The following is a 12,220-nucleotide window of genomic DNA, read 5'->3' on the forward strand; positions in this document are numbered from 1 at the left end:
TATTACAGCTATGATTTATGTTTGTCAATAAGTACATTACTACCCATTGAATTTCCGTTAAAATCCCCTAATTAATCTTATATTTTTTTAGCACTTTGACGAAAATTTGTAGAAGAAGGATGCCTATGCTTTTCTTGACATTCGCATTTAATGCCGATATACTTTAATCAGTCAATAAGATATGGAGTATAAATTAAATGGAAAATTTGCCAAAAATAGCAAGAAAAAGTGTATCAGATCAGGTCTTTGACATGTTAAAAGACTATATTATACAAGGTAAGTTCAAAGTGGGTGAAAAAATCCCATCAGAAAATGAACTTACAAAAATGCTGGGAGTTAGCCGTCCTTCCATCAAAGCTGCTGTCGAACGATTGCGCGCAATGGGACTTATTGATATCCGGGTTGGTGATGGAAGTTATGTAAAACAATTTAGTACAGCTGAATATATTGCAAACTATGCAGATTTTATTATGGATGAGCAGAATGTATCTGAAATTGTCGAAGTCCGCCGAGCTTTAGAATTGGAAAGTCTCTCACTTGCCATAAAAAAAGCAGAGCCGGATGATATTGAACAATTAAAGCTTATATGTGACAACCTGGTTGATGCATTTAAACGTAAAGATTACGCCAAAGGTGCTGCCTATGATTTTGAATTTCATCTTCAGATTTGCAGATGTTCAAAAAATAAATATTTTCCAATGATGTATGAACTAATTGGAAGTCTGATTTATAAACAAATTGAGCTTTTCTCAAGCAACATATATAAAAAATATGCTTCCTCTATCCTGATTGATGATCACGTAAAAATGTATCAGGCTATAAAAGAAAAAGATTTTACACTCTGCCATCAACTTTTTACAAACATGATAGATATAAACACACATATGGATTAAAAAAAAACTTAAGCAGGCAGATTAGCAGAAATACTAAAATAGGGTTTTATACCATAAAAAAGGCAGTGCCGTTAACTAACGGACACTGCCCTTTTTTCAATTCCCCGAAACCGCAGTGCAAATACAGCTGCGCGGAAAAACCAGTCAATAAACATTCCATACCAGATCCCCATTACTCCCAAATTCATAATCTGCACAAAAAAATAGGCAGATGCAATCCGAAAGAGCCACATAGAGAAAACCGAGACAGCCATGGTGAATTTGGCATCCATGGACGCTCTTAAAGAATATGGAATCGTAAATGCTATTGGCCACACAATCATGGCATAGCTGTGTGCCTCGATCATCTGTACAGAAATCCTGGCCGCTTCTGCAGAAAGGTGGTAAATGGAAACAAGCTGGCCGGAAAATACGATCATAACAATACACAGCACCAGAAGAATTCCGTAGTTGACCATGACCAAGCGTCTGGTATACTGCTTTGCCTGCTTCCTCTCACCTGCTCCCACGCACTGGCCCACTATGGTAATCAGCCCTAATCCAATGGCATTGCCGGGAAGATAAAGCAGAGTCACGAGATTGGATGCTACTGCATAGCTTGCAATCGCCGCAGTTCCCAGTGAAGATACCAGACTCTGCAACGCAATCTTTCCAAATTGAAACATGCCGTTTTCCAGTCCGTTGGGAATTCCGACTGACAGAATGTTTCTTATCATATGAAAATCAGGCCTTAATTCATCAAGCCGTTTGATTCTGACTGAATTATCAGGACTCTGAATCAGGTAAAACATCATAACTGCCGCTACCATACGGCTTGCAAGCGTTGGAAACGCCACACCTGCCACTCCCATATGAAGTCCAAAAACACAGATGGCATTGCCTGCAATGTTTATGGTATTCATCACCATAGATACCACCATGGAAACCTTGGAGTTACCCATGGAACGAAACAGCGCTGCACAGGAATTATAAATCGCCATAAAGGGATAGGATAACGCTGTGATTCTAAAGTATATCACTGCATCACTCATCACCTGAGTTTCCACATTTCCGAATATTGATGCCAGCAAAAGCCTGTTTCCTGCCAATGCAATTGCGGATACTGCCAGTGACAATACCGTAGTCACACCTATGAGCTGGCCTGCTGCCTTACATGCATTTTCCAACTGCTTCTTACCCAGATACTGTGCTGAAATAACAGCTCCCCCGGTAGCCAGGGCAGACAGGATCTGGAGTATCAGTATGCTGATGGAATCAACAAGGGAAACTCCGGATACTGCTGCTTCTCCGACTGCTGCAACCATGACCACATCTGCCATCCCTACCAAAACTGCAAGGATCTGCTCCACAATTAAAGGGGCCAGCAGCCGTATCAAATCTTTTCTATTAAACATACCGGTATCCTCATTCGTCCTTTTCAAAGGGATAACGTATCCCCCATTGTCTTCTAAGCTCGTCCATGACTTTCATAACATGAAGAGTCGTCTGGTGAGGCATCTGCGGGCACTCTGTCATGCCCTGCTCAATGGCCGCTTTGCTTGCCAGAACCTGATATTCGTATCCGGTTATCTGCTGTGGTCTTTCATAGGTTACCACCAGCTTCCGATCTGTATCATATACACAAATAGATTCAAAATTATTGATGTTTTCCACAACCAGAAATCCTTTTGTTCCGTAAATGATACCCTGCCGGTCAGAAAGTACCTGAACCGAACTGTTAAGTACAGCCATTTTTCCCCGGGGGTATAAAAGCGTGATGCTGTTTTGGGCATCCACTCCTGAATCTGTCTTTATTACGCTGGAAGATATCTCTGTAATTTCATCACCGAAGACTAAAGAGGCAAAATTAAGGGTATAAACTCCTACATCTAAGAGCGCTCCTCCTGCAAGCTCCGGCTTAACAATCCGGGGCTTATTCGATACCAGATAGGCGAGATTGGCAGTGAGCGTCATCGGTTCTCCGATAATTCCGGAATGAAGAATCTCTTTTAATGTCTCAGCCATAGGCATATAACGCACCCACATGGCTTCCGTAATCATCAGGTTTTTCTCTTCTGCCAGATCAATCATTTCTTTCGCCTGGGAATAATTTGCTGCAAAGGATTTTTCACAGAGAACATGCTTCCCATGCTCCAGACAGAGCCTGGCATTGCTGTAATGCTCCGAATGGGGAGTCGCAATATAAATCAGCTGAATTCCGCTGTCAGCCGCCAGCTCTTCATAAGAGCCATATGCTTTTTTTATAGAATAACGTGCCGCAAATTCTTCCGCCTTTTCAAGGCTTCGTGAAGCAACTCCATACAAACAGACTTCAGGCATCTGAACCATGGTCTCTGCCAGCAGTGACGCAATTCTTCCTGTTCCCATGATTCCAATTTTCAATACTTCCATAGTTTATCCTCCAGCTGGTTAATTTCGTTCTCTTAGTATATCACATGGTTACAGCCCGTACAATATCAACGCTCCTCCATCTCCAGAACCAGCTCCATAAACGCCTTCATCTCCCTGCTTAGCCACTTATCCTTATGGTAAATTATCTGTCTCCACGTTCTTAGATGAAATTCTTTCATGGAAAGCCTGGTCAGACTTCCCAGCTCCATATCTTTTTTTATGGTAAACTCGGGAAGAAAGGAGATTCCCTCATTCTGCTTTAGAAGTTTTATGATAAATTCCGTATTTCCAATTTCCAGGAAGGGATGAAGCTTCTTGTCGTCTGATGCCAGATACTGCTCCAGTATAAACCGGTAGCTTGCATCTTTTTCTGTCAGTATCAGTGGCTGGGTAATCACCTGATCGATGGTAAGTCCTGTTTCCTTTGCAAAGATATGCTCCTTTGATGCAGCAAATATGATTTCCTCGGGTTTTTCCAATATTTTAACCCATTTGGCATCATACATTCTGCGATCCAGAAAATACACCATATCTACCTGATTGCTGTTCATCATGTTCAGCAGAGTACCCGGTGAATCAACAATAATATTGATATTGACTCTGGGATACCGGTGGTGATACTCCCTGATCAACGGAGGAAACAGTGTAGAGCAGATGGATTCGATTGTACCGATTACCAGCCTGCCCGTCAGCTCCGATGACTGTCCCAGCGCATTACGGGCATAGGCCACATTCCGCATAATTTCAGATGCATACTGATAAAACATCTCCCCCTCATGAGTCAGAGTGGTTTGCTTTCCAATCCGGTCAAATAAGTGGATATTTAATTCTTTTTCCAGTTGTTTAATCTGAACTGTGACTGCCGCCTGGGAATATTTAAGCTTTTCTGCAGCCCTGCAGAAGCTTTTCAAATCAGCCACTTCTAAAAACGTTCGTATCTCACGGAGTTCCATAATTTTCCTCTCATCATTTAAAAATATTAAACATAATCATAAAAACATTAAATTTTACATCTGGATGTTTTTATGGTACATTAAAGTCACTCAGAAATCAACTCAAAAGATGAGTATTTTCAGCACACGATCAGAAAGGATTAAAAGTATGGAAAAGGCAAATTGTAAATACCGCGCCTACGTGCAGATACTGAAGGAGGAACTGATTCCCGCTATGGGCTGTACGGAACCAATCGCCCTGGCCTACGCTGCCGCAGTAGCAAGAAAAACGCTTGGGTCCATCCCTGATAAGGTGGTAATAGGAGCCAGCGGAAGCATCATTAAAAATGTTAAATCCGTAATTGTTCCCAATACCGGTCACTTAAAGGGAATCCCGGCTGCCGTCGCTGCAGGTATCGTAGCGGGAGATCCGGAAAAGGAACTGGAAGTGATCTCCTGCGTTACACCAGAGCAGATCACCGGGATGAAAAAATTTATGGAGGACACTGAAATAGGGGTTGTACACATTGATAACGGAATCACCTTCGATATCCTTATCACTCTGTATAAAGGGTCTTCCACCTGCAATGTGCGGATTGCCAATTACCATACCAATATTGTACTGATCGAGAAGGACGGGGTGATCTTAAAACAGCTGGAAGCCGGCAAAGAAGAAGAGGCCCTGACTGACCGGAGCTTACTCAATATGGAGGATATCTGGGACTTTATTAATACAGTTGACATTGCTGATATCAAAGAAACGCTGGACCGCCAGATTAAGTACAACTGGGCCATTGCCGAAGAAGGGCTTAAGAATGACTACGGCGCCAATATTGGAAAGGTGCTTTTAAAGAGCGCTGGCAGCGACATTTCCCTTAAAGCAAAGGCCATGGCTGCCGCCGGTTCTGATGCCCGTATGAATGGCTGCGAGCTGCCGGTTATTATAAACTCGGGAAGCGGCAATCAGGGGATCACAGTCTCCGTTCCTGTAATTGTCTATGCAAAGGAATTAGGAGTAAGCGAAGAAACCATGTACCGGGCACTTGCCTTATCCAACTTAACTTCCATTCATCAGAAGACTCCCATTGGAAGATTATCCGCTTACTGCGGAGCAGTCAATGCGGGGGCAGGGGCAGGAGCCGGAATAGCCTATCTATGCGGTGGGGGCTATGAAGAGGTCATACATACGGTTGTCAATGCACTGGCCATTGTTTCCGGTATCGTTTGCGATGGAGCAAAAGCTTCCTGTGCGGCAAAGATTGCCTCCTCCATTGAGGCCGGAATCTTTGGATACAGCATGTACAGTCAGGGACAGCAGTTTCTGGATGGGGACGGCATTGTCACAAAAGGCGTAGAAGCTACGCTGAGAAACGTTGGCAGATTGGGGAAAAGAGGCATGAAAGAAACCAACGAGGAAATCATTAAAATCATGATAGGAGAATAGGTATGAAAAAATTAGTAAGTAGTTTACCATTTAAATTACTTCTGGGGGTTATCGGGGGAATTTTAATCGGACAGGTTGCTGGAGAACAACTGATGAATGTTGTGGTAACAGTCAAATACATACTGAATCAGATCATTGTATTCTGTGTTCCGCTCATCATCATCGGCTTTATTGCCCCATCTATCACAAGATTAGGCAATAACGCTTCCAAAATGCTGGGAATTGCTGTTTCCGCAGCTTATATATCTTCCATAGGTGCAGCCTTATTTTCCATGACCGCCGGATATATTATGATCCCTCATCTGTCCATTTCCGCCAGTACAGATGGCCTAAAGGAACTTCCGGGTATTGTATTTCAGCTGGATATTCCCCAGATCATGCCTGTGATGAGCGCACTGGTGTTTTCTCTTTTGCTGGGTCTTGCTGCTACCTGGACGAAATCTAAGGTTATAACCCAGGTATTGGAGGAATTTCAGGAAATTGTTCTTTCCATTGTAACGAAGGTGGTCATACCTATTCTACCTGTTTTTATCGCATTTACTTTCTGCGCTCTGTCCTACGAAGGAACCATCACAAAACAACTTCCTGTTTTCCTTCAGGTCGTGCTGATTGTAATGGCAGGGCACTATATCTGGCTGGCAGTTTTGTATCTGATCGGCGGAGCTTATTCCAGAAAGAATCCCTTTGATGTTCTGCGCAACTACGGACCTGCCTATATCACTGCCGTAGGAACCATGTCATCAGCAGCCACTCTCGCCGTCGCTTTAAAATGTGCAAAAAAATCACAGCCCACTCTGCGGGAAGATATGGTGGACTTCGGCATCCCGCTTTTTGCCAACATTCACTTATGCGGATCTGTACTCACCGAGGTTTTCTTTGTAATGACTGTATCGAAAATCCTTTACGGTTCCACGCCTTCCCTGGGTTCCATGCTTTTGTTCTGTGCTCTTTTGGGCGTATTTGCAATCGGTGCGCCGGGCGTTCCGGGAGGAACTGTTATGGCGTCTCTTGGTCTGATTACCGGCGTCTTAGGTTTCGATGAAATGGGAACCGCTCTCATGCTGACAATCTTTGCACTGCAGGACAGCTTTGGTACTGCATGCAATGTAACCGGTGACGGAGCCCTGACTATGATACTGACAGGCTTTGCAGAAAAACATGGAATTAAGAATCAGAAAATAGAATCCGGAATATCATAATATACAAAGTGCGTCCCAGCCAGGACTTTCCCCCTGCCGGGACGCACTTTTCTATCTTCATCAGTGATTTAATTCATGCTTCAGTGTTTCTCTCACTGCTCCTGCTCCCGTTATCTGAGCGCAGAACATTTCTTCAATCTTTTCACCAATACCTGCCTTGTATAGATCAATTCCAAAAATATGCTCATTAGACAGGATTTCTTTCAGCTGGCCATGATAAGTCTCCGGCTTTCCAAGTTCAATTCCTTTTAACTTCTCTGTCAGCTCCGGAATCATAGGATCAGAAGAAAGTTCAAATGCCTTACCCTCATCATCCACTGCCAGAAGATAACGGCACCAGCCAGCAATTGCCAGAGGAATGGCTTTTAGTTTTTTCGCATCTCCGTATTTTTCCACATATGCCTTAATGGTCTCGCCATAACGAATTCCAACCTTCTGAGATGTATCAGTAGCAATTCGCTGAGGTGTATCAGGCATAAAAGGATTAGGGATTCTGACACGAATTACTTCGTCTACAAATTCCATAGGAGATAGAATTCCAGGGTCCGTAACTACCGGCATACCTTCAACCGGACCAATCTCATGAACCAGCTGGTTCAGCTGCTCATCCTTCATCTCATCTGCAATCAGTGTATATCCAAGAACACAGCCGTAAACAGCCAGTGCCGTATGAAGCGGATTTAAACAGGTGGTAACTTTCATTCGCTCTACTTTATTTACAGTATCCCGGTCTGTCATATACACACCGGCTTTCTCAAGTGCCGGCCTACCGTTGGGGAATTTATCTTCAATTACCAGATACTGAGGTCCCTCTGCATTAACAAACGGCGCGATGTAGGTCTTCTTGGATGTGATTACCGGAGCCATATCCTCAACCCCAGCTTTTTCCAGCTCGCTGCATACAGAATCTGCAGGACGTGGTGTGATCTTATCAATCATGGACCATGGGAAAGAAACACGTGATTCATCTTCCAGGTAATCAACAAAGGCTTTCTCCACAAATCCTCTGTTCTCCCATTCTCTTGCAACTGTCACGATGGACTGTTTCAGCTTTTCTCCATTATGAGAGCAGTTATCCATGGATACCACTGCCAGAGGTGCCTTTCCAGCCTTAAACCGTTCAAACAGCAGCGCACATACCACTGCCATGGCGGAAACTGCTTTCTCAGGACCATTATCCAGATCTGCTAAGATAAATGGGAAATAATTTCCCTCTGTTCCCTTCAGTGCATAGCCTTTTTCTGTAATGGTGAAAGACGCCATCTGCAAGCCGGGATTAACAAAGATCTCCTTCAGGCGGTTCCACTCAGACGCAGCAGAGGACTGCGCCCTGATTGCTTCTGTCAGGGATCCGATCACCTTTTTTCCAGTGGAGCCATCTGCATTCAGGGTTACTCCAAGAACCAGATTGTCATATGGATCGTAGATTTTATCAATTACATCAAAATCAAACGTCTCTACACAGGTAATTCCTTTGGTGCTCTCTCCCTGCGCAATCAGAGTGTCTGCAATTCCTCCGATAAAGATACGGAAGATATTACCTGCTCCAAAATGCACCCACACCGGTGCCTCTTTTGTCTCTCTGACCACCGTCTCAATGTCATAAAGCGGAAGACTGATTCCAGCTGCCTCCCAGGCTTCTTTATTTTTTAAACCTTCTAATGTCAGCTTCATACCGGCACTGCCTCCTTAGTTTTTCCCTGATTCCTTATCAATGGCTTCCCATAATCCCTGGAGATATACTGCTCCCAGTGCTCTGTCATAAAGACCGTATCCAGGCATGGCAACCTCTCCCCAGATCATTCTTCCATGATCGGGGCGGATCACGCCGTCAAACCCTGTTTCATACAGTGCTTTCATAATGGCATGCATGTCCATGGAGCCGTCAGAAGAAAGATGCGCTGCTTCTTCGAAATCTCTTTCACTGTTGTATTTTAAGTTTCTCACATGTGCAAATGGAATTCTTCCCTTTGCAGCTTTAATAATATCACAGATATCGTTGGCCGGGTTGGATCCAAGAGATCCTGTGCATAAGGTAATACCGTTGTATGGCTTGTCAACAGCCTTTAACAGTCTTACAATCCATTCCTTGTTACGCACGATTCTTGGCAGACCGAAGATTGGCCATGCCGGATCATCGGGGTGAATCCCCATCCTGATATCATATTTTTCACAAACCTCACCAATTGACTCAAGGAAATATACAAGATTATGAAACAGCTTCTCTTCGTCGATGTCTTTGTATGCCTCAAATAAAGCTTCCAGACGTGACAGACGCTCCGGCTCCCAGCCTGGCATAACAAAACCGTTGGACATCTTTTCAACAGATTCCTTCATATGTGCGGGGTCGATTTTATCCACTACATCCTGGTTATAAGCAAGTACGGTTGATCCATCAGGACGTACTCTTGCAAGATCGGAACGTGTCCAGTCAAATACAGGCATAAAATTATAGCAGACCATATGAATTCCGGCTTTCCCCAGATTTTCAAGAGTCTCAATATAATTTGCAATGTGCTGTTCCCGCTTTTCGGTACCGATCTTAATATCGTCAGAAATGTTAACTGATTCGATTCCGGCGATAGTGAGGCCTGCATCCTCCACTGCTTTTTTAAGTTCCAAAATCTCTGCCTCGGTCCAAACTTCTCCTGCCTGTTTTCCCATCAGGGTTGTAACAACACCTTTTACTCCGGGTATCTGTTTGATCTGTTCAAGAGACACACTGTCATATCCTGGTCCATACCAGCGTAAAGTCATTTCCATTATTTCGTTCCTCCTGTTTTGTAATCATTCATGGTTTTAACGTATAGTGCGGCCGGCACAAAATAAGTGCTGTCCCTATTATGTGCTAGTATTGCCCAGCCAACCAAACATGTATGAATTTTTCTATTTACATGCCCTTCTATCTTGTATGGTAGTATATTACGAAGAAATATTCAATATGTAATTTTGTACATTTTCATCCTGTTTTTTTGTGCATATTCACATATTTTTACTTTTGATTCTTATATCATTGACATTTCAATGTTTTCAAAGCATGATACTTGTATACAAGTTATTTCCCCTTCCAGGCGGGTTTTTAAATAAAACAATAGATAAACTTGCTGTTCAGTAGTATACTAACCGTATGATCCTGTCAGCAGGATTTATATTTTGATAAGAGAGGTTTTTTATGAAATTGTTCGATCGGTCTCCCGGAGAGAATGCAAGAAACTATGCCATACGCGTTCTTCTCTATAATATCATTAACCTGGAGCTTGCTCCCGGCAGTGCAGTAAGTGAAAACGAGCTTTCTTCTACCTTAAAGCTTTCAAGAACGCCAGTCAGAGAGGCACTGATTGAACTGAGCAAATCCAGCCTTGTTGAAATACTTCCCCAGAGGGGAAGCTATATATCAAAAATAGATTATGAACGCATTGAAGAAGCCCGCTTTATGAGACTTGTTCTGGAGAATGCGGTGTTAAAGCTTGCATGCGAAAGTCCGGAACCAGTGGATTTAAAGAAGCTGAAAGACAATATAAATGAACAGAAGTTCTGCCTGGAGCAGGAAGATACGGCAAAGTTCTTTCCTCTGGATAATGAGTTTCACATGCTCTTGTTCCAATCTGTGAATAAAGCCAGAACGTTTGAGGTCATTCAGTCCCAGATGGTCCATTTTGACCGGATCAGAACCCTTTCCTTAAAATCAAGCAAGCCTACCAAGATTGTGGAAGATCATGAGAATATTATATATGCCATTGAACGCAGGGATTCAGAGCTTGCTGAGATCCTGATGACCAGGCATATAAACAGACACCAGCTGGAAAAGTCAGAGCTTGTGGCGTCATTCCCTGACTATTTCATTTAACAGCAAAAAATCCCTCTCAGACAACGACTATGTCCAAGAGGGATTTTTCAGATATTTTCATTTTTTATTGGTATATTTATGAGTTGGTACATATAATTATACTGGCAGGTACAAACTGCTGGCAATCGTGTATAGGGTGGTAGGCCTCGATTCTACATAGAATGGAGGTGTTGCTTATGAAGAATTATGATTTCAAGGACTTAATGTCTTTTGGTACGTTCCTTCTGGCACTGCTGACATTCGTCTTTATGACGTGTCACTGACCGCAAAAAGCCTTCCCTGTACTTTGGCCGGTCGGGAAGGTTTTTGCTTTTCTGATTAGCCAACCACCCTGTGGCGATTGCCCTTCTTTATTATATTATACCTGCTGTTTAAAATATTACAAGTACAGGCATTTATTTTAAAATCTTTGCAGAAATTTCTGCTAATCTCCTTAATTTTCATTCAGTCTGGCAAGTTTTTCTGCCTGATCTGCTGCAATCAGAGAGTCCAGAAGTTCATAAATATCTCCATTCATGATGGAATCAATCTTATAAAGAGTCAGCTTAATCCGGTGATCTGTCACACGGCCCTGTGGGAAATTGTAGGTTCTGATCTTCTCAGACCGGTCACCTGTACCGATCTGGCTTCTGCGCGCCTCCGACTCAGAATTCTGTCTCTTCTCCAGTTCAATATCATAAAGCTTGGAACGAAGCAGACGGAATGCCTTCTCTTTGTTCTGAAGCTGGGATTTTTCAGTCTGGCTGTAAATTACAATACCAGTAGGCATATGAGTCAGACGAACTGCGGAATCCGTTGTGTTGACACACTGTCCGCCGTTACCGGAAGCACGCATGACATCAATTCTGACATCCTTATCCTCAATTACTACATCCACATCTTCTGCTTCCGGCATAACTGCCACAGTAGCCGTTGACGTATGGATTCTGCCGCCACTCTCTGTCTCCGGTACTCTCTGGACCCGGTGAACGCCGCTTTCGTATTTCATCTTGGAATAAGCGCCTTTTCCTGTAATCATGGCAACCACTTCCTTAAAACCGCCGATTCCGTTTTCATTGACGCTGATTAACTCTACTTTCCATCTCTGGGCTTCTGCATAATTGACATACATGCGATACAGCTCAGAAGCAAAAAGTGCAGCCTCATCACCACCTGCTCCTGCACGGATTTCCAGCATGATATTCTTATCATCATTGGGATCCTTGGGTAAAAGAAGTACTTTAAGTCGCTGTTCCAGCTGTTCAATCTGCTTCTTGGCATCTGATAATTCTTCTTTTGCCATCTCTCGCATCTCTTCATCGCTCTCTTCTTCAAGAAGTGCCAGACTTTCTTCCACAGTCTGCTTCGCCTTCTTATACTGGGTATAAGCTTCTACAAGATCTGCTAAATCCGCCTGTTCTTTCATCAGCTTCCGAAACCGGTTCTGATCCTCTGCTACGGATGGATTGTTAAGCTCCTGCATCAGCTCTTCATAATGAATTAATATATCATCTAATCGATCAAACATTGGTATC

At 43.3% G+C, this 12,220-nt stretch carries 10 protein-coding genes; 4 read left to right on the plus strand and 6 right to left on the minus strand.

Features of this window, described 5'->3' with window-relative positions; translation table 11 throughout:
• Positions 1 to 197 precede the first annotated feature (197 nt).
• Complete coding sequence (locus DS742_RS10465; protein ID WP_117416947.1) at positions 198 to 893, plus strand: FadR/GntR family transcriptional regulator; 696 nt, start codon at positions 198 to 200, stop codon at positions 891 to 893.
• A 71-nt stretch (positions 894 to 964) separates the two neighbouring features.
• Here the strand turns inward: DS742_RS10465 and DS742_RS10470 are convergent, their stop codons facing one another.
• The 3 genes from DS742_RS10470 to DS742_RS10480 form a co-directional block, all read right to left on the minus strand.
• Positions 965 to 2,287: an MATE family efflux transporter gene (locus DS742_RS10470; RefSeq protein ID WP_117416948.1), complete on the minus strand. Its 1,323-nt coding sequence runs from the start codon at positions 2,285 to 2,287 to the stop codon at positions 965 to 967.
• 10 nt (positions 2,288 to 2,297) lie between these two features.
• The gene (locus DS742_RS10475; RefSeq protein ID WP_170313422.1) at positions 2,298 to 3,284 is read right to left on the minus strand and encodes a Gfo/Idh/MocA family protein; all 987 of its coding nucleotides are present in this window, start codon (positions 3,282 to 3,284) and stop codon (positions 2,298 to 2,300) included.
• 65 nt (positions 3,285 to 3,349) lie between these two features.
• On the minus strand, positions 3,350 to 4,237 hold the full coding sequence (locus DS742_RS10480) for a LysR family transcriptional regulator (RefSeq protein ID WP_117416949.1): 888 nt from the start codon (positions 4,235 to 4,237) through the stop codon (positions 3,350 to 3,352).
• Positions 4,238 to 4,385: 148 nt separating this feature from the next.
• Between DS742_RS10480 and DS742_RS10485 the strand changes: the two genes are divergently transcribed.
• Together DS742_RS10485 and DS742_RS10490 are read left to right on the plus strand one after the other, a co-directional pair.
• Complete coding sequence (locus DS742_RS10485; protein ID WP_117416950.1) at positions 4,386 to 5,660, plus strand: L-cysteine desulfidase family protein; 1,275 nt, start codon at positions 4,386 to 4,388, stop codon at positions 5,658 to 5,660.
• Between the two features lie 2 nt (positions 5,661 to 5,662).
• Entirely contained in the window at positions 5,663 to 6,859 is a 1,197-nt protein-coding gene (locus DS742_RS10490; protein ID WP_117416951.1) for a dicarboxylate/amino acid:cation symporter, read from the plus strand.
• A 60-nt stretch (positions 6,860 to 6,919) separates the two neighbouring features.
• On the opposite strand, the gene DS742_RS10495 is transcribed toward DS742_RS10490, so the two are convergent.
• Positions 6,920 to 8,533 (minus strand): mannitol dehydrogenase family protein, encoded by a 1,614-nt coding sequence (locus tag DS742_RS10495; RefSeq protein ID WP_117416952.1) that lies wholly within the window; start codon positions 8,531 to 8,533, stop codon positions 6,920 to 6,922.
• Positions 8,534 to 8,548: 15 nt separating this feature from the next.
• Positions 8,549 to 9,622, minus strand: a complete 1,074-nt coding sequence (gene uxuA / locus DS742_RS10500) for a mannonate dehydratase (protein WP_117416953.1) — start codon at positions 9,620 to 9,622, stop codon at positions 8,549 to 8,551.
• Positions 9,623 to 10,031: 409 nt separating this feature from the next.
• On the opposite strand from uxuA, the gene DS742_RS10505 reads away from it, so the two are divergent.
• Positions 10,032 to 10,706 (plus strand): GntR family transcriptional regulator, encoded by a 675-nt coding sequence (locus tag DS742_RS10505; protein WP_117416954.1) that lies wholly within the window; start codon positions 10,032 to 10,034, stop codon positions 10,704 to 10,706.
• A gap of 433 nt (positions 10,707 to 11,139) precedes the next feature.
• Here DS742_RS10505 and prfA read toward each other — a convergent pair whose 3' ends face one another.
• On the minus strand, positions 11,140 to 12,213 hold the full coding sequence (prfA, locus tag DS742_RS10510) for a peptide chain release factor 1 (protein WP_117416955.1): 1,074 nt from the start codon (positions 12,211 to 12,213) through the stop codon (positions 11,140 to 11,142).
• Positions 12,214 to 12,220: the final 7 nt, after the last annotated feature.

Origin of the sequence: Lacrimispora amygdalina, assembly GCF_003432035.1 — a bacterium.
Classification (GTDB): Bacteria; Bacillota; Clostridia; order Lachnospirales; family Lachnospiraceae; genus Lacrimispora; species Lacrimispora amygdalina.